This window comes from Ruegeria sp. YKSF070 (genome assembly GCF_059612725.1).
Genome location: NZ_JBXWRD010000004.1, coordinates 84,313 through 103,260 on the forward strand (window position 1 = coordinate 84,313; position 18,948 = coordinate 103,260).

The 18,948-nt window shown below is 64.5% G+C and carries 20 protein-coding genes and 1 tRNA gene; 10 read left to right on the forward strand and 11 right to left on the reverse strand.

Features of this window, described 5'->3' with window-relative positions:
• Positions 1–59: 59 nt before the first annotated feature.
• From AC2FL1_RS03335 to AC2FL1_RS03365, 7 genes are all read left to right on the forward strand, one after another.
• Positions 60–1,217: a deoxyguanosinetriphosphate triphosphohydrolase gene (locus AC2FL1_RS03335; protein ID WP_496875969.1), complete on the forward strand. Its 1,158-nt coding sequence runs from the start codon at positions 60–62 to the stop codon at positions 1,215–1,217.
• A 73-nt stretch (positions 1,218–1,290) separates the two neighbouring features.
• Entirely contained in the window at positions 1,291–3,036 is a 1,746-nt protein-coding gene (argS, locus tag AC2FL1_RS03340; protein WP_496875970.1) for an arginine--tRNA ligase, read from the forward strand.
• Positions 3,037–3,130: 94 nt separating this feature from the next.
• Entirely contained in the window at positions 3,131–4,222 is a 1,092-nt protein-coding gene (locus tag AC2FL1_RS03345; RefSeq protein ID WP_496875971.1) for an SPOR domain-containing protein, read from the forward strand.
• Complete coding sequence (nagZ, locus tag AC2FL1_RS03350) at positions 4,219–5,226, forward strand: beta-N-acetylhexosaminidase (RefSeq protein WP_496875972.1); 1,008 nt, start codon at positions 4,219–4,221, stop codon at positions 5,224–5,226. Before AC2FL1_RS03345 ends, nagZ begins: the two co-directional genes overlap by 4 nt.
• The gene (locus AC2FL1_RS03355) at positions 5,216–6,007 is read left to right on the forward strand and encodes a segregation and condensation protein A (protein WP_496827634.1); all 792 of its coding nucleotides are present in this window, start codon (positions 5,216–5,218) and stop codon (positions 6,005–6,007) included. Before nagZ ends, AC2FL1_RS03355 begins: the two co-directional genes overlap by 11 nt.
• On the forward strand, positions 6,004–6,660 hold the full coding sequence (gene scpB / locus AC2FL1_RS03360) for an SMC-Scp complex subunit ScpB (RefSeq protein ID WP_496875973.1): 657 nt from the start codon (positions 6,004–6,006) through the stop codon (positions 6,658–6,660). The genes AC2FL1_RS03355 and scpB overlap by 4 nt, the downstream gene beginning before the upstream one ends.
• Positions 6,661–6,728: 68 nt before the next feature.
• Complete coding sequence (locus tag AC2FL1_RS03365) at positions 6,729–6,947, forward strand: hypothetical protein (RefSeq protein WP_496827638.1); 219 nt, start codon at positions 6,729–6,731, stop codon at positions 6,945–6,947.
• Between the two features lie 10 nt (positions 6,948–6,957).
• Here the strand turns inward: AC2FL1_RS03365 and AC2FL1_RS03370 are convergent, their stop codons facing one another.
• From AC2FL1_RS03370 to AC2FL1_RS03405, 8 genes are all read right to left on the reverse strand, one after another.
• Entirely contained in the window at positions 6,958–8,037 is a 1,080-nt protein-coding gene (locus AC2FL1_RS03370) for a 2'-deoxycytidine 5'-triphosphate deaminase (RefSeq protein ID WP_496875974.1), read from the reverse strand.
• Positions 8,038–8,098: 61 nt separating this feature from the next.
• Positions 8,099–8,175 (reverse strand) — tRNA-Pro (locus tag AC2FL1_RS03375).
• Positions 8,176–8,236: 61 nt separating this feature from the next.
• Complete coding sequence (locus AC2FL1_RS03380) at positions 8,237–8,983, reverse strand: MerR family transcriptional regulator (RefSeq protein WP_496875975.1); 747 nt, start codon at positions 8,981–8,983, stop codon at positions 8,237–8,239.
• An 18-nt stretch (positions 8,984–9,001) separates the two neighbouring features.
• A complete protein-coding gene (gene ihfA, locus AC2FL1_RS03385; protein ID WP_011048203.1) occupies positions 9,002–9,304 on the reverse strand; it encodes an integration host factor subunit alpha in 303 nt (100 codons plus the stop codon).
• An 84-nt stretch (positions 9,305–9,388) separates the two neighbouring features.
• Positions 9,389–10,360, reverse strand: a complete 972-nt coding sequence (locus tag AC2FL1_RS03390; RefSeq protein WP_234136308.1) for a beta-ketoacyl-ACP synthase III — start codon at positions 10,358–10,360, stop codon at positions 9,389–9,391.
• Between the two features lie 5 nt (positions 10,361–10,365).
• Positions 10,366–11,481 (reverse strand): phosphate acyltransferase PlsX, encoded by a 1,116-nt coding sequence (gene plsX, locus AC2FL1_RS03395; protein ID WP_496827645.1) that lies wholly within the window; start codon positions 11,479–11,481, stop codon positions 10,366–10,368.
• 24 nt (positions 11,482–11,505) lie between these two features.
• The gene (gene rpmF, locus AC2FL1_RS03400; protein ID WP_011048200.1) at positions 11,506–11,712 is read right to left on the reverse strand and encodes a 50S ribosomal protein L32; all 207 of its coding nucleotides are present in this window, start codon (positions 11,710–11,712) and stop codon (positions 11,506–11,508) included.
• 208 nt (positions 11,713–11,920) lie between these two features.
• Entirely contained in the window at positions 11,921–12,460 is a 540-nt protein-coding gene (locus tag AC2FL1_RS03405) for a YceD family protein (protein ID WP_496875976.1), read from the reverse strand.
• A gap of 84 nt (positions 12,461–12,544) precedes the next feature.
• Between AC2FL1_RS03405 and AC2FL1_RS03410 the strand changes: the two genes are divergently transcribed.
• The 3 genes from AC2FL1_RS03410 (at position 12,545) to AC2FL1_RS03420 (ending at position 15,700) form a co-directional block, all read left to right on the forward strand.
• A complete protein-coding gene (locus tag AC2FL1_RS03410) occupies positions 12,545–13,012 on the forward strand; it encodes an outer membrane protein assembly factor BamE domain-containing protein (RefSeq protein WP_234145461.1) in 468 nt (155 codons plus the stop codon).
• 86 nt (positions 13,013–13,098) lie between these two features.
• A complete protein-coding gene (locus tag AC2FL1_RS03415) occupies positions 13,099–13,839 on the forward strand; it encodes a GNAT family N-acetyltransferase (protein ID WP_496827649.1) in 741 nt (246 codons plus the stop codon).
• A gap of 52 nt (positions 13,840–13,891) precedes the next feature.
• On the forward strand, positions 13,892–15,700 hold the full coding sequence (locus AC2FL1_RS03420) for an ABC-F family ATP-binding cassette domain-containing protein (protein ID WP_496875977.1): 1,809 nt from the start codon (positions 13,892–13,894) through the stop codon (positions 15,698–15,700).
• Positions 15,701–15,721: 21 nt separating this feature from the next.
• Here AC2FL1_RS03420 and AC2FL1_RS03425 read toward each other — a convergent pair whose 3' ends face one another.
• The 3 genes from AC2FL1_RS03425 to tyrS all read right to left on the reverse strand — a co-directional run bounded on the left by AC2FL1_RS03425 (position 15,722) and on the right by tyrS (position 18,907).
• Positions 15,722–16,477 carry a 3-hydroxyacyl-CoA dehydrogenase gene (locus tag AC2FL1_RS03425; protein ID WP_234145464.1) on the reverse strand — a complete coding sequence of 252 codons (756 nt, stop codon included), beginning with the start codon at positions 16,475–16,477 and terminating at the stop codon, positions 15,722–15,724.
• Between the two features lie 29 nt (positions 16,478–16,506).
• On the reverse strand, positions 16,507–17,409 hold the full coding sequence (locus AC2FL1_RS03430) for a GNAT family N-acetyltransferase (protein WP_496875978.1): 903 nt from the start codon (positions 17,407–17,409) through the stop codon (positions 16,507–16,509).
• Between the two features lie 250 nt (positions 17,410–17,659).
• The gene (tyrS, locus tag AC2FL1_RS03435) at positions 17,660–18,907 is read right to left on the reverse strand and encodes a tyrosine--tRNA ligase (protein WP_496827655.1); all 1,248 of its coding nucleotides are present in this window, start codon (positions 18,905–18,907) and stop codon (positions 17,660–17,662) included.
• Between the last annotated feature and the right edge of the window lie 41 nt (positions 18,908–18,948).

An 18,948-nucleotide genomic window follows, 5' to 3' on the forward strand; every position in this document is an offset into this window, starting at 1 on the left:
TCTTTCCGGTGTCGCCTGCAATATAGAGGGGGCAGGGACAGGCGACAAGGACGAGACCATTGAAAAGAGCGGGGTTTGCCTCGGATCCGGGCCGCGCGCGCGGGCGGCTGGTGGCCGAAGAGGAAAGCGGCTTTCGCTCCTGTTTCCAGCGTGACCGCGACCGGATCATCCATGCCAGCGCCTTTCGCAGGCTGAAGCACAAGACCCAGGTCTTTGTCGAGCACGAGGGCGACAGTTATCGCACCCGGCTGACCCATTCGATCGAGGTGGCGCAGGTGGCGCGTACCATCGCGGGGGCGCTGGGGCTGAACCCGGAACTGACCGAGGCGGTGGCGCTGGCCCATGACCTGGGTCACACGCCCTTTGGCCATACCGGCGAGGATGCGCTGCATGCGCTGATGGCACCCTATGGCGGGTTCGACCACAACGCCCAGGCCATTCGCATCGTCACCCGGCTGGAACGGCACTACGCTGCCTTTGACGGGCTGAACCTGACGTGGGAAACGCTTGAGGCCATCGCAAAGCATAACGGCCCGGTCACCGGGCCGCTGCCCTGGGCGCTGGCGGAATGCAACGCTGCCTTTGATCTGGAACTGGCCACCCATGCCAGCGCCGAGGCGCAGGTCGCCGCCCTGTCCGACGATATCGCCTATAACAATCACGACCTGCATGACGGGTTGCGCGCCGGGCTGTTCAGTGATGACGAGATCGCCGAACTGCCCATCGTGGGCGACTGTTACGCCGAGGTCGACCGCACCTATCCCGATACCGATGCCTATCGCCGGCGGCACGAGGCGCTGAGACGGGTGTTTGGCGTGATGGTGGCCGATGTGATCGACACGTCGCGTGCGGCGCTGGCCGGATCGGGGGCCGAAAGCGTTGGGGATATTCGCCATCTGGGCCGCCCGGTGATCCGGTTTTCGGATGCGCTCTGGTCCGATCTGCGTCAGATCCGGGCGTTCCTGTTCACCCGCATGTATCGCGCGCCCTCGGTCATGGTGGTGCGCGAGCAGGTGGCGCGGGTGGTCGAGGAACTCTTTCCGATCTATCTGGGCGATCCCCGGCAGATGCCCAGGCACTGGCATGGCGAGATCGACGCCGCCCCGGACGAGACCGCGCTGGCGCGGATCGTGTCCGACTATGTCTCGGGCATGACCGATCGCTTTGCCCTGCAGGACCACGCGCGGCTGACCGGAAGCGACCCGATCCGGCACTGACGGGCGCACGCGGGGCTGCATTGACCTTGGCGGTTTGCGTGGTAAACCGCCAGTCAAGCAAAAGGATGCCGAGATGAACCTCTTTACCGAGATGCGCGGCCTCGTTCTGGAGGCGCTGGAACAGATGCAGGCCGGGGGCGCGCTGCCCCAGGGCCTCGATTTCGCCAATGTGGCGGTTGAACCGCCGCGCGATGCCGCCCATGGCGACATGGCCACCAATGCCGCCATGGTGCTGGCCAAGCCCGCCGGCCAGAAACCCCGCGACATCGCCGAAGCGCTGGCCACCCGGCTGGTCGCCGATGACCGCGTGGCCAAGGCCGAGGTGGCGGGCCCCGGCTTTCTCAACCTGACCCTGGCCGCGCCCGTCTGGCAGCGAGTCGTGGGCACCGTGCTGCAAGACGGCACCGCCTATGGTCGCTCGGACATGGGGCAGGACAAGAAGGTCAACGTGGAATATGTCAGTGCCAACCCCACCGGCCCGCTGCATGTAGGCCACACAAGGGGCGCGGTGTTCGGCGATGCGCTGGCCAGCCTGCTGGATTACGCTGGCTATCAGGTGACGCGCGAATATTACATCAACGATGGCGGCGCCCAGGTCGACGTGCTCGCCCGCTCGGTCTATCTGCGCTATCTTGAGGCGCATGGACAAGCGGTGGAATTCGCCGATGGCACCTATCCCGGTGAATACCTGGTCGAGGTGGGCCAGGCGCTCAAGGACAAGGTGGGCGATGCCTATGTCGGCCAGCCCGAAGAGGTCTGGCTGGAAGCGATCCGCGATTTCGCCACCGATGCGATGATGGATCTGATCCGCGCCGATCTGGCCCAGCTCGGGGTCAAGATGGACGTGTTCTATTCGGAAAAGTCACTCTATGGCACGGGCCGGATCGAGGCGGCGATCGACAGTCTGCGCGCCAAGGGGCTGATCTATCGCGGCACGCTGGAGCCGCCCAAGGGCAAGCTGCCCGAGGATTGGGAGCCGCGCGAACAGACCCTGTTCAAATCCACCGAACATGGCGATGACGTCGACCGCCCGATCATGAAATCGGACGGTGCATGGACCTATTTCGCCCCCGATATCGCCTATCATTATGATAAGGTTTCCAGAGGCTTCGACGCGCTTATTGATGTGTTCGGCGCCGATCATGGCGGCTATGTCAAACGGATGAAGGCCGCCGTTTCGGCCCTGTCGGACGGGCGCGTTCCGCTCGACATCAAGCTGTGTCAACTGGTCAAGCTGTGGAAGAATGGCGAGCCCTTCAAGATGTCGAAACGGGCGGGCAACTTCGTCACCCTGCGCGATGTGGTCGATCAGGTGGGCCCGGATGTGACCCGCTTTGTCATGCTGACCCGCAAGAACGATGCGCCGCTGGATTTCGATTTCGACAAGGTGCTGGAGCAGAGCCGCGAAAACCCGGTGTTCTACGTGCAATACGCCCATGCGCGGGTCTCGTCGGTGTTGCGGCGGGCTGCCGAGGCGGGGATCGACACCTCGGATGCAGCACTGCGAGCGGCCGATCTGGGCCTTTTGGGTCACGAGGCGGAACTGGCCGTCATGCGGAAGCTGGCAGAATGGCCACGCCTGGTCGAGATCGCGGCCCGCACCAACGAACCGCACCGGATCGCCTTCTATCTCTATGAACTTGCAGGAGATTTTCACGCGCTCTGGAACCGCGGCAACGATCTGGTCGAGCTCAGATTTATTCAGGATGGTGATGAAGGCACAAGCCAGGCAAAAATCGCGCTGGCCCGTTCGGTGGCGGTTGTGATTTCAGCCGGTCTTGCTATTCTTGGCGTCACTCCGGCGGAGGAGATGCGGTAACTCGAAACAACACCGCCCAAACCGTCGGCCGAGGCAGTTTCAAGAAAAACCTTTGCGTGATCAAGATATTACGCGACAGGGCAGTGAGGCGGATATGGCGAGTTTCGATTGCACGGGTCACGTGAACCCGAACCATGTGCAGTATAGCTATCAGATGCCCGGCATGGGGCTGGACGTCGAGGACGAGGTCCTTGCCGAGGACATGGGCGAAGATTACGGTCATGCACCCGCGCGACCGGGTCTTGCCCGCGCGATCAGCGTGGCGGGTGCGGTCGGATCGTTGGCGCTGGTCGTGGGCATCGGTATCTGGGGTTACAAGCTGGTGATGCGCGATGTCAGCGGTGTCCCGGTCGTGCGTGCGGTCGAAGGCCCGATGCGCATCCAGCCAGAAAAGCCCGGCGGCACTCCCGCCGATCATCAGGGCCTTGCCGTTAACACCGTGGCTGCAGCGGGCAGCGCCGCGCCGCCCGCCGACCGTCTGGTTCTGGCGCCGCGCCCTGTGTCGTTGAGCGAAGAGGACCTGCCGATGGACGAGTTGCGTCCGACCCAGGCATCGCTTGAGGTCGATGCCGCCGATCCCGAAGCGGTCGAGGCCTTTCGCAATGGCGATATCGACAGGCTGGTGGCGGAGCTGACCGAGGGTACCGCGCCACTGGAAGCGCGCGAGAGCGCCCTGCTGGATGAGGGCACCAGCCGCACCGCCTCGATCGAACAGCCCGAACCCTTGCCCGCCATCGACCCCGCCGACCTGCTGGCCGAGAACCCGCAGCTTGCGCTGGTGGACGAACCCGGCGTGGCCCGGTCGCTGCGTCCCCAGACCCGGCCGCAGCGTTCGGTTCCGGCCGAGACCGAGGCGCGCGCGGCCATGAACGCGGCAGTGACCGCCGCTGTTGGCGCCGCCACCGCGGTGGATCTGGACCCGGCCAGCCTGCCGGTGGGCACACGCCTGGCCCAGCTGGGCGCCTATGACAGCCCCGAGATCGCGCGCGCGGAATGGGACCGGCTCAATGGCCGGTTTGGTGAATATCTCGACGGCAAGCAGCGGGTGATCCAGGAGGCCTCGAGCGGCGGGCGCACCTTCTATCGCCTGCGCGCCGCCGGGTTTGACGATCTTGCCGAGGCCCGGCATTTCTGCTCGGTTCTGGTGGCAGAACGCGCCGATTGCATCCCGGTCACCACCCGGTGAACTTTGGCGCCACCATTCTTGATGCCGAGGGGCTGCGGCTGACTGCCGAAGAAAAGGCCCTGTTTCGCGAGGCCGATCCATTTGGCTTCATTCTGTTTGCCCGCAATGTCGACAGCGCCGATCAGGTCTGCGCGCTGTGCGCGGAGATGCGCGATGCGGTGGGCCGCGACTGCGTGATCACCGTCGATCAGGAAGGCGGCCGGGTGCAGCGCCTGCGCCCGCCGTTGGCACGCAACTGGCTCCCCCCGCTCGATCATGTGGCGCGGGCTGGCACAGGCGCCGAGCGCGCGATGTATCTGCGCGCCCGGCTGATCGCGCATGAGTTGCGCGCGGTGGGGATCGACAGCAATTGCGCCCCGATGCTCGATCTGGCGCGCGACGACACCCATCCGTTCCTGCGCAACCGCTGTTATGGTTCGGAGCCCGAAACCGTGGCCCGGCTGGGCCGTGCCGTGGCGCAGGGGCATCTGGACGGCGGCGTGCTGCCGGTGGTCAAACATATGCCCGGCCATGGCCGCGCCACGCTGGACAGCCACCATGACTTGCCGCATGTGGCGCTTGGGGCCGAGGCGCTGGATAGCACCGACTTTGCCCCGTTTCGCGCGTTGAACGATATGCCGATGGGGATGACGGCGCATCTGGTCTATGACCGGATCGACCCGCGCCCCGCCACCATCTCGCCGGTGATGATGGCGTTGATCCGCGAACGGATCGGGTTTCAGGGCCTGATCATGACCGACGATATCTCGATGAAGGCGCTGGCAGGCACGATCGCCGACAAGACTGTTCAGGCGCTGGCCGCTGGCTGCGACGTGGCTCTGGTCTGCAACCAGACCCTGGCCGAGCGCGCGGCCGCCGCAGGGGCCGCTGGCCGGATGAGTGTCGAGGCCCAGGCGCGAGCAGAACGGGCGCTTGCTCTGCGTCAGCCGCCGGGGGAACTTGACATCCCCGCCACCGAGGCGGAACTATCTCGCCTCATGGGCGGGCAGGTGTATGACGGATAACCTTTTCAGCGATGAACCGACCTCGGTTGCCGACCGGCTGGCCGCCGAGGCGCTGATCGTCGATGTGGATGGGTTCGAGGGGCCGCTTGACCTGCTCTTGACCCTGTCGCGCACGCAAAAGGTGGATCTGCGCAAGATCTCGGTGCTGGAACTGGCGCGGCAATATCTGGCCTTTGTCGAACGCGCCAAGGCGCTGCGTATCGAACTGGCCGCCGATTACCTGGTGATGGCGGCCTGGCTGGCCTTTCTGAAATCGCGCCTGCTGTTGCCCCCCGACCCGGACGAGGATGGCCCCTCGGGCGAGGAACTGGCCGCGCATCTGGCCTTTCAGCTTGAGCGTTTGCAGGCGATGCGCGATGCCGCCGCGCGGCTGATGGGGCGCGACCAGTTGGGGCGCGACTTTTTCCGCCGTGGCAAGGGCGAGGATATCGCCCGCATCCGCACCGTGACCTATTCCGCCTCGCTGCTGGACCTGATGCAGGCCTATGCCCGCATCCGCACCCGCGACGAATTCCGCCCCTTCGTGATGGATCGTGACAAGGTCTATACGATGGAGCAGGCGCTGGAACGGATGCGCGGGCTGATCGGGTTCGCCGGCAGCTGGACCGATATGGCCAGCTATCTGCCCGAAGGTTGGGGCAAGGATCCGGTGCGCCGCCGCTCGGCCACGGCGGCGACTTTTGCCGCCTCGTTGCAGCTGGTCAAGGAGGGCCATCTGGAAATCCGGCAAAGCGAGCTGTTCGCCCCGATCCACCTGCGCAAGAAAGATACCGAGACATGAGCGACGCGCCCGAGGAAAGCACCGAAAGCCTGTTCGAGGCGCCGCCGCTGGCGGAACAGGAACGCATGGTCGAGGCGGTGCTGTTTGCCAGCCCCGACCCGGTGGGCGTGGGCGATCTGGCCGTGCGCATGCCCCATGGCAGCGACCCGGCCCGGGCGCTTGAGATGCTGCGCAAACGCTACGAGGGGCGCGGCGTGCGGGTGGTGCAGGTGGGTGAGGGCTGGGCCATTCGCACCGCGCCCGACCTTGGCTTTCTGATGCAGAAGGAAACGGTCGAGACTCGCAAGCTGTCGCGCGCGGCGATCGAGACGCTGGCGATCATCGCCTATCACCAACCGGTGACCCGAGCGGAGATCGAAGAGATCCGGGGCGTCTCGGTCAGCCGGGGCACCATCGACCAGTTGCTGGAAATGGAGTGGATCCGTCTGGGCCGCCGCCGGATGACACCGGGCCGCCCGGTCACCTTTGTGGTGACGCCGCATTTCCTGGACCATTTCGGGCTGGAAAGCGCGCGTGACCTGCCGGGCCTCAAGGAATTGCGCGCCGCCGGGCTGCTGGAAAACAGGCCACCGCCGGGCGCCTTGCCGATTGCCGAAGCCCGCGAAGAGGGCGAGGAGAACGAAGGCCAATCCGAGCTTTTTGAAGAAGATTGATGCCGAGGCCCTGAAATTTCCCAAATTTGATGCTATGTCTCTGCCCGGGCAGCAAAGAGGAAAATCTCATGAACGTGAACCAGCTGATCGACATGATCGTCCGCACGGTGGTGCGCCGGGCGGTGAATGGCGGCGTCAATGCGGGCTTTGACGCGGTGTCGAATCTGGGGCGCAAATCGCGCAAGGCTCCGCCACCGCAACACCGACCGGAACCCGATCCCGAGCGCGAACGCATCCGCGAAATGCGCCAGGCGCGCCGCGCGGCACGAAACGAACAAGAACTGTAGTGACCGGGGGTTATGCAGGGGTCTTGAAGTGTTTCGACAGCTTCAGCCCCTGGCCCTGATAATTCGACGCGATGCCCGCGCCGTATAGCTGCGTGGGCTGTTCAGCCATCTTTTCATAGACCAGCCGTCCGACGATCTGCCCGTGTTCCAGCACGAAAGGCGCCTCGTGGCAGCGCACCTCGAGCACCCCGCGCGAACCGGCGCCGCCGGCCTGCGCATGGCCGAAGCCAGGGTCGAAGAAGCCCGCGTAATGCACCCGGAACTCTCCCACCATCGCCAGATAGGGGGCCATTTCGGCGGCATAAAGCGGCGGGATATGCACCGCCTCGCGGCTTACGAGGATGTAGAACGCACCGGGATCGAGGATGATACGTCCATCGCGGCTGCGCACCTCCTCCCAGTATTCCGCCGGGTCATAGGCGCCGATCCGATCCAGGTCGATGACGCCGGTATGCGGTTTGGCGCGGTAGCCTACAAGGTCGCTGCCCGGCAGGCGCAGATCGACCGAGAAGCCCAAACCGTCCTGGATGACCGCGGGGCCATCGACCAGCGGGGTTTCGGCATGCAGCGCACGCAGGGCGGTGTCGTCCAGCACCGCCTGTCCGCGCCGGAACCGGATCTGGTTCAGCCGCATGCCGGGCCGCACCAACACGGAAAACGAGCGCGGGCAGATCTCGGCATAAAGCGGGCCGATGTAACCTGACGGAATGCGATCGAACTCGGTACCACCATCGGTGATGGTCCGGGTCAACAGGTCCAGCCGCCCGGTCGAGCTTTTGGCATTGGCGACGGCGTTGATTTCAGTGGGCAGGGCCAGCGATTCCATCAGCGGCACCAGATAGACGCAGCCCTTTTCAAGAACCGCGCCATGGCTCAGGTCGATCCGGTGCATCTCGAACTCGGCCAGACGATCGGCGACGCTGTGTCCGGCCCCCGCCAGAAACGAGGCCCGGACGCGATACGCCACGGCGCCCAGGCGCAAATCCAGGCTGGCGGGTTGGATCTGTTCAGGCAGAACCGGAGGTTCGGCACGGATCTCTCCGCCTGCGATCATTGCCTCGATCTGCTGGTTCGGGCACACGCCGGTCATCCCGTTCCCTCCGCGGTCCAGAGGCCCTGGTCTGCCATTTTTTCGTTACGTCGGTGTGATTTGGTCGGGCTAGCAGGACTCGAACCTGCGACCTTCCGTCCCCCAGACGGACGCGCTACCAGGCTGCGCCATAGCCCGACGATGTGGTGTTCATACCGGTTTTCCCGGCAGGGGCAAGAGGAAAACATACCCTTTTTTCTTATCCCGCCTGCCGGTCCAGCCAGGTCTGCAACTTGGTAGCGAGAGGGAGGATGCCGGCCTGCGCGGAAGCGGGCAGGTCGTGGATTTCAGCCAGTGCCGTCAGCAGGCCCGGCTCTGCCTCGATGTCATCGTCGGCGGGGATATCGGCCACCTCGATGTCAAGCGGACGGGGCGGTGCGTCGGCCTCTTGTGGGGGGGGGTCGTCGACCGCATCCTCCGGGGGCTCGTTCTGAACAGGTTCCACAGCCGGTTCAGGCGCAGACAGAATCTCTACATCTCCGGGGGTTTTGTCCTCTTCGTCGTCCTCAGACGGGACGGGGGACGAATCGGCGACGATCTTTTGCAGAACCTCGGTCGGGACAGGTTCACCAAGGTCCATGTCGAACTGTATGGCGCTGTCCCTGTCAGAGGGCTGAGCATTGAACCGGACCACGTTGCCGCCACTTTGCGGGCCGGGAGAGGCCGAATCCTCCAGATCCTGCGACTGGCCCGAAACATGGGCGACGCCCTGTTCACGCAACAGTTTCTGCACGCCCTTGATGGTCATGCCATCGTCATGCAGCAGCTTTTTGATGCCACCCAGCAACTGCATGTCCGCGGGCCGGTAATAACGGCGCCCGCCGGCACGCTTGACCGGTTTGACCTGGCTGAACTTGCTCTCCCAGAACCGCAGCACATGGGCCTGCACCCCCAGCCATTCCGCGACTTCCGAGATGGTGCGAAAGGCGTCGGGCGATTTGCTCATGAAAACGGACCCTTTGATTTACTTACGGTTTCCGGCGGCAACCCGCTCCTTCATCAGGTGCGAAGGGCGAAAGGTCAGGACCCGGCGCGGCTGGATCGGAACTTCTTCACCGGTTTTGGGATTGCGTCCAACGCGGGCTGATTTGTCCCGCACGCTGAAGGTGCCGAAGGACGAGATTTTCACCTGTTCGCCGCGCACCAGCGCGTCGGACATGTGGTTCAGCATGCTTTCCACCAGCTGTGCGCTTTCATTGCGCGACAGGCCCACTTCGCGGAAAACCGCCTCGCTCAAATCCATCCGTGTAAGAGTTTTGTCACTCATGCCGACCCCCTGTTGCTGACAAAGCATAGGGGGTCAGGAAATTCCCTGTCAATATCAATGAATTGCAAAGCGCAGGATAGGCCGCTACCAGCGCAGAACCACCGCACCCCAGGCTAGGCCGCCGCCGATTGCTTCGGTCACGACCAGATCGCCTGTCTTGATCTGACCGCGCGCCTTGCCCACCGACAGCGCCAGCGGAATCGAGGCGGCCGAGGTGTTGCCATGGTCCTGCACGGTCACCACGACCTTGTCCATCGGCAGGCCCATCTTCTTGGCGGTGCCCTGGATGATACGGATATTGGCCTGATGCGGCACGATCCAGTCCACATCGGCACTGCTCAGTCCGGCCTTGCCCAGAGCGGTCTCGGCGGTCTGGGCCAGCTTCTCGACAGCATGGCGAAAAACCTGATTGCCCTGCATGCGCAGATGGCCGGTGGTCTGGGTCGACACGCCGCCGTCGACATAAAGCAGGTCCTTGTAGCGGCCGTCGGAATTCAGATCGACCGACAGGATCCCCCTGTCCTGCGGCGTGCCTGCGGCCTCTTCATATTCCAGCACCAGCGCCCCGGCGCCATCGCCGAACAGCACGCAGGTCGAACGGTCGGTCCAATCCATGATCCTGCTGAAGGTTTCGGCCCCGATCACCAGTACCCGCTTGGCCTGACCCGACACGATCAGTGCGTTGGCGTTGCTCAGCGCATAGACGAATCCCGCACAAACCGCTTGTACGTCAAAGGCATAACCATTGGTCATGCCCAGCCGCGCCTGAACCATCGTGGCCGCCGACGGAAAAGTGAGGTCGGCGGTAGAGGTTGCCAGGACGATGGCGTCCAGCTGGTCGGCGGTCATCCCTGCATCGGCCAGCGCGGCCTCTGCGGCACGGGTGGCAAGGTCCGAGGTCGTCTCGTCCTTGGCGGCGAAATGGCGCCGTTCAATCCCCGACCGGGTCCGAATCCATTCGTCGGTCGTATCCAGGGTTTTCTCGAATGCCGCGTTGGGAACGATCTGTTCGGGAAGATAGTGCCCGACACCTCTGACAACTGCGCGGCCTGCCATCGATTTTACCTGCTTTCTTGTTCTTCTGCCTGGGCCCCGGCTGGGGCTGGTTCATCTTGGGTAAGGGCGGCGGCGGATGCAACCCGGGCAGCCAGCCGCTCAGCAAAACCTGATTGCGCGAGAGTAAACGCAAGCTTGACTGCCGCCGAGATGCCGGTGGCATCGGCGCTGCCATGCGACTTGATCACGGTACCGTTCAGCCCCAGGAAAACGCCGCCATTCACGCGGCGCGGGTCGATCCGCTTGCTGAGCCGCTGGAGCGAGGTCACCGCGAGCAGCGAGGCCAGCCGCGACAGCGGCGAGTATTTGAAGGCCTCGCGCAACAGCGAGCCGATCATCCGCGCAGTGCCTTCGCCGGTCTTGATCGCCACATTGCCGGTGAATCCGTCTGTGACGATCACGTCACAGCGCTTGCCGGGAATGTCGCTGCCTTCGACAAAGCCTACGAATTCGAAGTTTGCGCGATCCGCGTAGTCCGCGATCAGCGCCTGCGCTTCTTTCAGTTCGGCCTTGCCCTTGTGCTCTTCGGTACCGACATTGAGCAACCCGACACGGGGGCGGGGCAGGTTCATGCCGTTTCGCGCATAGGACGCGCCCATCAGCGCATATTGCAACAGGTCGCGGGCATCGGCGCGGATATCAGCGCCGGCATCGAGCAGTACGTTGAACCCCTGCGGATTGCCAGAGGGGAACAGAATCGCGATGGCCGGGCGGGTCACGCCGGGCAGGCGCCGCAGCCGCAGCATGCTCAGCGCCATAAGCGCGCCGGTATTGCCGCAGCTGACGGCGCCGGCGGCCTCGCCGTTGCGCACCGATTCCAGCGTCGACCACATCGAGGTGTTCTTGCCGTTGCGCACGACTTGGCTGGGCTTGTCCTCCATCGTGACCACATCGACGCAATCACGAAAAACGACGCGTCCGTCCAGAACGCGCCGCTTGGCGACCAGCTTTTTCAGCCTGTCTTCAGGGCCGTGCAGAATGAACCCCACATCGGGGTTCTTCTTTGCCGATTTCGCAATGCCTGCCACCACGACCGAGGGACCCGCGTCCCCGCCCATGGCGTCAACCGAGATGATGATCTGTCCGGACGCATTGCCGGTCTGATCGGGCTGAGCCGTCATGCCGTGGCCTGCTCCAGATCGGGCTTAGGCCGCGTCTTCGTCCAGCTCGATCTCGTCGGCCTGAGCAACGACTTCGCGGTCGTCGTAATGGCCACAGGCGGCGCAGACATGGTGCGGGCGCTTCAGCTCGCCGCAATTGCCGCATTCGTTCGGGTTGGCAGCAACCAGGGCGTCATGCGCACGGCGCATGTTGCGACGCGATTTGGATACTTTGTTCTGTTGGACAGCCATTGTCTCAACCTTTGTCTTAACTGAGGGCCGCAGACAGCGCCGCAGGCCGGTTTCATTCTTCGTTTCCCAGAAGGCGTGACGAGCGTTTAGGCCGCAGCCCCCGCATTGTCCAACCCTAAATCCGATTGAGCGCGCGAAAATACTGCGATTCTCGCCACGTTCAAGGGGTTTTTCTGACCGCTCCCTATGGCAGGTTTCACCGCCCTTGTCATGAGTCTTTTTTGAGGGTTTCGCGCAGTGCCGCCAGCCCGGCAAAGGGTCGCGTTTCCTCGTCCGTCATGGCCTGTTTGCCCGGCTCGGTGAACACCGCCTGGCCCAGATCGACGCCTTCCTTGCGGGGATAGGCGGGCAGGTTCAGCGCCAGCGCTTCGCTCATTACGGCGTTCAGGTCGATCGTCGCGCGTAGCGGTTCGGCCTCGTCATCCTCGGTGGCCATCTCGGCCTCTTCCTCGGCCGGCTCGGTCCAATCGGCAAGAAACAGCCGGGTCAGCCGCGTATCTATCCGGGTGGTGACCGGGTCCAACGTGACCACGCAGGGCTGGATCACGGTGGCGCCCAGCTTGGCCTCAAGCCGCCAGTCCCGCTTGCCCTCGGCCCTGATCGTGCCGTTGAATCGCAGCTTGCGCAGGCCGTCCAGGCCCAGCTCCTGCGCAATCTCGGCCAGTCGGGCAGGGCCGGGACGCAGGTCGAAGGCGGTAACGCTGTTTTGTGGCAGATCTGCGACCCGCAACACGGTTTCGTCGGACATTGGTGCGCTTTCGTCTGTTGAACCGGAGCAAAGGTTTCTGTAATCGGGATAAAAGGCGCGCGAGGCCAAGGCAAGGGGGCAGGAATGTCAAAGACCGCAGGGTTGCTGAAACCGGTGTTCCGCATCGTGGCTATCGGCCTCACCGTCGGTGCGCTGACCGCCTGTACCGCCATCTACCGCAATCACGGCTATGTCCCCACCGCCGAGGAGCTGGCGGCGATCCAGGTCGGAGTCGATACCCGCGACAGCGTGGTGGAGGCCGTCGGCACCCCCAGTTCCTCGGGCCTGCTGAATGAAAGCGGCTATTACTATGTCGCGACCCGCATGCGCCATTATGGTGCCCGCGCGCCGCAGGTCGTCTCGCGCGAACTGGTGGCGATCAGCTTTGACCAGCGCGGCGTGGTCCGAAATATCGAGCGTTACGGGCTGGAAGACGGGCGCGTCATCCCGCTGGAACGGCGGGTGACCAGCTCCAGCGTCGAGGACAAGACCTTTATCCGCCAGCTGCTGGGCAACCTGGGCAATTTCAACCCCGCAAACGTGATCAACTGATCGGCAGTATCTGTCACCCCGGCGTCACATCTTGTGTGCTAGGGATCGGCCCACTAGGTTTGACCTGTTCAGTGGAGGGCCGCGTGATGCCGGATGCCGTACTGTTGAGCAAGGGCCGCTATCGCGCGCGTCTGGCGCTGGGGCCTGCGGATATCGCCGCGGCTCAGGCGCTGCGGACACGCGCCTTTCGCACCGCGACACCCGACCGGGACCGTTTCGACAGCGTCTGCGACCACATTCTGGTCGAGGACATGCGACAGGGTGGCGCCCTGGTGTGCTGTTTTCGCATGTTGACGATGGAGGGCGGCGCCGAGATCGGGCGCAGCTATTCGGCGCAATTCTACGAACTGACGGGGTTGCAGAGTTTCGAGGGGCGCATGGTCGAGATGGGCCGTTTCTGCATCCATCCCGACCATCACGACGCCGATATCCTGCGGGTGGCCTGGGGGGCGATGACCACATTTGTCGACCGGACCGGGGTGCAGATGCTGTTTGGCTGTTCCTCTTTTGCGGGCACCGAGACGGCCGACTATCTCGACGCCTTTGCAATGCTGAAACACCGCCATCTGGCGCCCAAGCGCTGGCTGCCCCGGGTCAAGGCGCCCGATGTGTTCCGATTCGCCGCCCGCCTGCGGCGCAAGCCCGACGCCAAAAAGGCGATGCTGCGGATGCCGCCGCTGCTCAGGACCTATCTGCTGATGGGGGGCTGGGTCAGCGACCACGCGGTGGTGGACCGGCAGATGAACACGCTGCACGTGTTTACCGGGCTCGAGATCGGCGCCATCCCGCCCGCGCGCAAGCGGCTGTTGCGGGCGGTGGCGGGCTAGGGTGCGCACAAGGGGCGTTGACGCCATGCGGGGCGCGGTTTAGCTGGCGGGCATGGCACGTATTCCTCTGTTGCAGATGACCGGTATTTCGCTGACCTTCGGCGGTGAGCCGGTATTTTCCGATCTCGACCTGGTGGTTCAGCCAGGCGACCGCGTGGCGCTTGTCGGGCGCAACGGGTCGGGCAAATCCACCCTGATGAAGGTGATGGCCGGGCTGGTCGAAGCGGACGCGGGCGAGATCGTGATCCCGCCCGGCAAGTCGGTCGGTTACATGGAGCAGGACCCGACCATGACCGGGTTCGCCACGCTGGGCGATTACGCCTCGAGCGGGCTGGAGCCGGGCGAGCTTTACAAGGTCGAGCGCGCCGGTGAGGGGCTGAAGTTCGACCCCGCCCGCGCGGTCGAGACCGCTTCGGGCGGCGAACGGCGCCGCGCGGCGCTGGCCAAACTGATGGCCGAGGCGCCGGAACTGATGCTGCTGGACGAACCGACCAACCATCTGGATATCGAGGCGATCGGCTGGCTTGAACGCGAGTTGTCGTCCACCCGTGCCGCCTTTGTGCTGATCTCGCACGACCGCACCTTTTTGCGTGCATTGACGCGCGCAACACTTTGGATCGACAGGGGAATGGTGCGTCGGCAAGAGCGTGGATTCGAGGATTTCGAAGCTTGGCGCGACAAGGTTTGGGAGGATGAGGACACCGCCCGGCACAAGCTGAACCGGCTGATCAAATCCGAAAGCCGCTGGGCGGTCGAAGGCATCAGCGCCCGGCGCAAGCGCAATCAGGGCCGGGTGCGTGCGCTGCAGGCGCTGCGCGCCGAACGCGCCGCGCAGATCAAGCGTCAGGGTACGGCGGCGATGTCGCTGGATGCGGGTCCGAAATCGGGCCGCAAGGTGATCGAGGCGCAGGGGTTGACCAAGGCGTTCGATGGCAAACCCATCCTGCGCGGGCTGGACCTGACCGTGCTGCGCGGCGACCGGGTCGCCTTTGTCGGTCCCAATGGGGTGGGCAAGACCACCGTGCTCAAGATGTTGCTGGGCCAGCTCGAACCGGACAGCGGCACCGTGCGGCTGGGTACCAATCTGGAAATCGCGGTGTTTGACCAGACCCGCGCCCAGCTCGACCCCGAGATGAGCCTGTGGGACAGCCTGACCAGCGACCCCGAGATGCGCGTCTCGGGCAAGGCCGATCAGGTCATGGTGCGCGGCCAACCCAAACATGTGGTCGCCTATCTCAAGGATTTCCTGTTTGACGAACGCCAGGCGCGGGCGGCGGTGAAATCGCTCTCGGGTGGCGAGAAGGCGCGGCTGTTGCTGGCGCGTTTGATGGCGAGGCCGTCGAACGTGCTGGTGCTGGACGAACCGACCAACGATCTGGATGTGGAAACGCTCGACCTGCTGCAGGAGATTCTGGACGATTACGACGGCACCGTGCTGCTGGTCAGCCACGACCGCGATTTCCTCGACCGCGTCGCCACCACCACCGTTGCGATGGAGGGGGATGGCCGCGCCGTGGTCTATGCCGGAGGCTGGTCGGACTATCGTGCTCAGCGGGGTGAGGACACTGTTAAAGTAGATGTGAAATCAAAGACCTCAGCGCCAAAGGCAAAGCAAGAGGTGAAGCCGAAATCGGGCCTCACCTTCTCGGAAAAGCACCGGCTCGAGGCCTTGCCGGCCGAGATTGCCCGCCTTGAGGCCGAGATTGCCAAGTTGCAAGAGTTGATGGCCGACTCCGAGCTTTACACCCGCGAACCGGTCAAGTTCCAGAAAGCGACCGAAGCGCTGGTGCAGCGGCAAGAGAAACTCTCTGCCGCCGAAGAGGAATGGCTGACGCTGGAAGAAAAGGCCGAGGCCGGGTAACCCCAGCCACGGGCCAAAGGCTCAGCGCATCCGCAGCGCGCCGTCGAGGCGGATCACCTCGCCATTGAGATAGCCCATCTCGACGATGAACCCGGCCAGACGGCCATATTCGCGCGGGTCTCCCAGGCGGGCGGGGTTGGGCACATCGGCGGCCAGACCGGCGCGCACCTCTTCAGGCAGGCCCATCAGCATCGGCGTCAGGAAGATGCCGGGTGCGATGGTCATCACCCGGATCCCGGTCGAGGCCAGATCGCGCGCCATCGGCAGGGTCATGCCCACAACGCCACCCTTGGAGGCGGAATAGGCCACCTGGCCCTTTTGCCCGTCAAAGGCCGCGACCGAGGCGGTGTTGATGATCACGCCGCGCGCGCCATCCGGTTCTGGTTCGTTCTTTGCCATCTCAACGGCGGCCAGGCGCGCGACGTTGAAGCTGCCGACCAGGTTGATGTCGATGGTGCGCTGGAAGGCGTCCAGGGGATGCGCGCCTTCCTTGCCCACCGTCTTGATGCCATAGGCGATACCGGCGCAGTTCACCGCTGCGGTGATCTTGCCCATCTTCTCCATGGCGTGGGCGATGGCGGCGGCGACCGAGTCTTCGCTGGTCACGTCGGTCTGGGCAAAATGCCCGCCGATCTCGGCGGCGACCTTTTCACCGCGTTCAGCATCGCGGTCGAGGATAGTCACCTGCGCGCCGTTCTCGGCGAAATAGCGGGCGGTTGCCTCGCCCAGACCGGAGGCGCCGCCAGTGATCACGGCTGCGGTTGTGTCGAGTTGCATGGGCCTCTCTCCCTGATATGAACATGTGTTCAATAATCCGGAGCGGGGGTCCCTGTCCAGCTTTGATACATGCGCGCGCGATCGAGCCGGGCCAGCGGACGCAACGTTTTGCCCAAGGGGGGCCACCAGGCCCAGGTACCGCCGAGGGGGCGGGCGCGGGCGCCGGTGCCCAGCTTGAACCGGGTCAGGCCGGGGGTCTGCTCGGTCTCCACCGGGCCCAGGTCGAGCCGGGTCGCGCCTTGGGCCGCGAGCCAAGTCATCGCTTGCCACATCAGCAGCGTCTGGGCGCTGGCGGCGCGACCGGCCGGTGTGCTGTGGCCGATGTGATAGCTGGCCGCCGTGCCGTGACGCAGGATCAGCAGGCCCGCGACGGGGGTGCCGCGCTGGCGGGCGGTGAACAGCTGCGTCGCGCCGGGATTGATGCGGGCATAGGCCAGCGTCAGGGCGGTGGGCCAGTTGCGATAGCCGCGCGCGCGCTGTTGCGCGGCCTCGGCGGTGAGCAGCCAATGGGCGGGGTCCAGCGGCAGTGGACCCTGGGTCACGTGCAGGTCCTGGCTGCGCGCGTGACGCAGGCGGTTGCGCCATTTCTGGTGCAGCCCCGCCATCAGGTTACCGGTGAGATCCAGTTCGGCCACATGGGCCGGGGTGATCAATGGCACCGCCCCCAGCCGTTCGAGGCCCGGGCAGGATGCGTCCGGGTTCATCAGGATCAGACTGCGGCGCAGCCCAGCGCGGGCGATCAGACCGGGTAGAGCCTGTGGTGCGAGGTGGGCGCGGCTGAGCAGGGCGATGGGTATCCCGCCAATGCGCCGTGTCAGCACCAGTGTTCCGTCGTCCAGTCGCGCCGCCCGCTGTCCGCAAAGTGTCAGCGTGGCGGCGAATTCGGCGCTTTGTTGCAGGGGGGGCGAAGCGAGGGCGATGGTATCGAACATGGCGTCATTAACCGGTTCGAAACCTAAGACCGGGTTAATGCGATTATGAAACGGGTATTTGGCCAGGGGATCGCCGCCCCGAGACCGACACGGGCCGCCGCCGCCCTGCTGGCGGCGATCCTGTCTGGCGTGCTGCTGTTGGGGGGTATGGCCCTGTTCTGAGCCCTTTGGGGGCAAGGGGGCGCTGCCCCCTCGGCCCTGGCGGGCCTCACCCCCGGAGTATTTGGGGCGAAATGAAGGGGCGGTTGATCTACGCCAGTTGTACCAGCGCGTGGCGCTTCTTGCCCGCGCTGAGCTTGATCGGTTGGGCGAGATCACCCGCCTCGATCATCATCCCGGCATCGGTCAGCGGGGCGTCGTTCAGGCGCGCGCCGTCCTCGGCGATGAGGCGCTTGGCCTCCTTGCCGGATTTGGCGAGGCCCGATTTCACGATCAGTTGCACGATGGATGCGGGCAGGTCGGCGGCGCCAAGGGTGAGGGTGGGCAGGTCGTCGCCTATACCGCCCTTTTCGAACACCTCGCGCGCGGTGGCCTCGGCCGCGGCGGCCGCCTCGGCCCCGTGACAAAGGGCGGTGACCTCGTTGGCGAGGATCACCTTGGCGGCGTTGATCTCGGAGCCCGACAGCGCGCCCAGACGGTCGCATTCGCCTATCGGAAGCTCGGTGTAGAGTTTCAGGAAGCGGCCTACATCGGCATCGGTGGTGTTGCGCCAGAACTGCCAGAATTCGTAAGGCGACCGCATGTCGGGGTTCAGCCAGACGGCGCCGTCCTGGCTCTTGCCCATCTTCTTGCCGTCAGACGTGGTCAGGAGCGGCGAGGTGAGGCCATAGACCTCGTGGTCGATCACCCGGCGGGTCAGGTCGATGCCGTTGACGATATTGCCCCATTGGTCCGAGCCGCCCATTTGCAGGATGCAGCCATAGCGGCGGTTCAGTTCCATGAAATCATAGGCTTGCAGGATCATGTAGTTGAATTCGAGGAAGCTGAGCGACTGTTCGCGGTCGAGGCGGGATTTCACGGACTCAAACGACAGCATCCGGTTGACCGAGAAATGCCGCCCGATGTCGCGCAGGAAATCGAGATAGTTCAGATCGGCCAGCCATTCGTCGTTGTTGAGCATCAGCGCCGCGTTCTCGGCACCGCTGTCATAGTCGATATAGGCGGCAAAGACCTTGCGGATCCCGGCGATGTTCTCGTCGATCTGGGCGGGCGTCAGCAGCGGGCGTTCGTCGGCGCGGAACGAGGGATCGCCCACCTTGGTGGTGCCGCCGCCCATCAGGGTGATCGGCTTGTGCCCGGTCTTTTGCAGCCAGCGCAGCATCATGATCTGGATGAGGCTGCCCACGTGCAGCGATTTGGCGGTGGCGTCAAAGCCGATATAGCCGGGCTGGCATCCCTTGATCAGCGCCTCGTCAAGGCCCTGGTAATCGGTACAGTCGGCGAGAAAGCCGCGCTCCATCATCACTGCGATGAAATCCGATTTGGGATGGTAGGTCATGTCTTGCCTCGGGGTTGGATTGCGGGGCACTTATAGGCGGC

Excerpts from the sequence above, each read along its gene's own strand:
- argS (WP_496875970.1), top strand. The coding sequence starts at position 1,291 with ATGAACCTCTTTACCGAGATGCGCGGCCTCGTTCTGGAGGCGCTGGAA.
- AC2FL1_RS03345 (WP_496875971.1), top strand. The coding sequence starts at position 3,131 with ATGGCGAGTTTCGATTGCACGGGTCACGTGAACCCGAACCATGTGCAG.
- AC2FL1_RS03355 (WP_496827634.1), top strand. The coding sequence starts at position 5,216 with ATGACGGATAACCTTTTCAGCGATGAACCGACCTCGGTTGCCGACCGG.
- scpB (WP_496875973.1), top strand. The coding sequence starts at position 6,004 with ATGAGCGACGCGCCCGAGGAAAGCACCGAAAGCCTGTTCGAGGCGCCG.
- AC2FL1_RS03365 (WP_496827638.1), top strand. The coding sequence starts at position 6,729 with ATGAACGTGAACCAGCTGATCGACATGATCGTCCGCACGGTGGTGCGC.
- AC2FL1_RS03370 (WP_496875974.1), bottom strand. The coding sequence starts at position 8,037 with ATGACCGGCGTGTGCCCGAACCAGCAGATCGAGGCAATGATCGCAGGC.
- AC2FL1_RS03380 (WP_496875975.1), bottom strand. The coding sequence starts at position 8,983 with ATGAGCAAATCGCCCGACGCCTTTCGCACCATCTCGGAAGTCGCGGAA.
- ihfA (WP_011048203.1), bottom strand. The coding sequence starts at position 9,304 with ATGAGTGACAAAACTCTTACACGGATGGATTTGAGCGAGGCGGTTTTC.
- AC2FL1_RS03390 (WP_234136308.1), bottom strand. The coding sequence starts at position 10,360 with ATGGCAGGCCGCGCAGTTGTCAGAGGTGTCGGGCACTATCTTCCCGAA.
- plsX (WP_496827645.1), bottom strand. The coding sequence starts at position 11,481 with ATGACGGCTCAGCCCGATCAGACCGGCAATGCGTCCGGACAGATCATC.
- rpmF (WP_011048200.1), bottom strand. The coding sequence starts at position 11,712 with ATGGCTGTCCAACAGAACAAAGTATCCAAATCGCGTCGCAACATGCGC.
- AC2FL1_RS03405 (WP_496875976.1), bottom strand. The coding sequence starts at position 12,460 with ATGTCCGACGAAACCGTGTTGCGGGTCGCAGATCTGCCACAAAACAGC.
- AC2FL1_RS03410 (WP_234145461.1), top strand. The coding sequence starts at position 12,545 with ATGTCAAAGACCGCAGGGTTGCTGAAACCGGTGTTCCGCATCGTGGCT.
- AC2FL1_RS03415 (WP_496827649.1), top strand. The coding sequence starts at position 13,099 with ATGCCGGATGCCGTACTGTTGAGCAAGGGCCGCTATCGCGCGCGTCTG.
- AC2FL1_RS03420 (WP_496875977.1), top strand. The coding sequence starts at position 13,892 with ATGGCACGTATTCCTCTGTTGCAGATGACCGGTATTTCGCTGACCTTC.
- AC2FL1_RS03425 (WP_234145464.1), bottom strand. The coding sequence starts at position 16,477 with ATGCAACTCGACACAACCGCAGCCGTGATCACTGGCGGCGCCTCCGGT.
- AC2FL1_RS03430 (WP_496875978.1), bottom strand. The coding sequence starts at position 17,409 with ATGTTCGATACCATCGCCCTCGCTTCGCCCCCCCTGCAACAAAGCGCC.
- tyrS (WP_496827655.1), bottom strand. The coding sequence starts at position 18,907 with ATGACCTACCATCCCAAATCGGATTTCATCGCAGTGATGATGGAGCGC.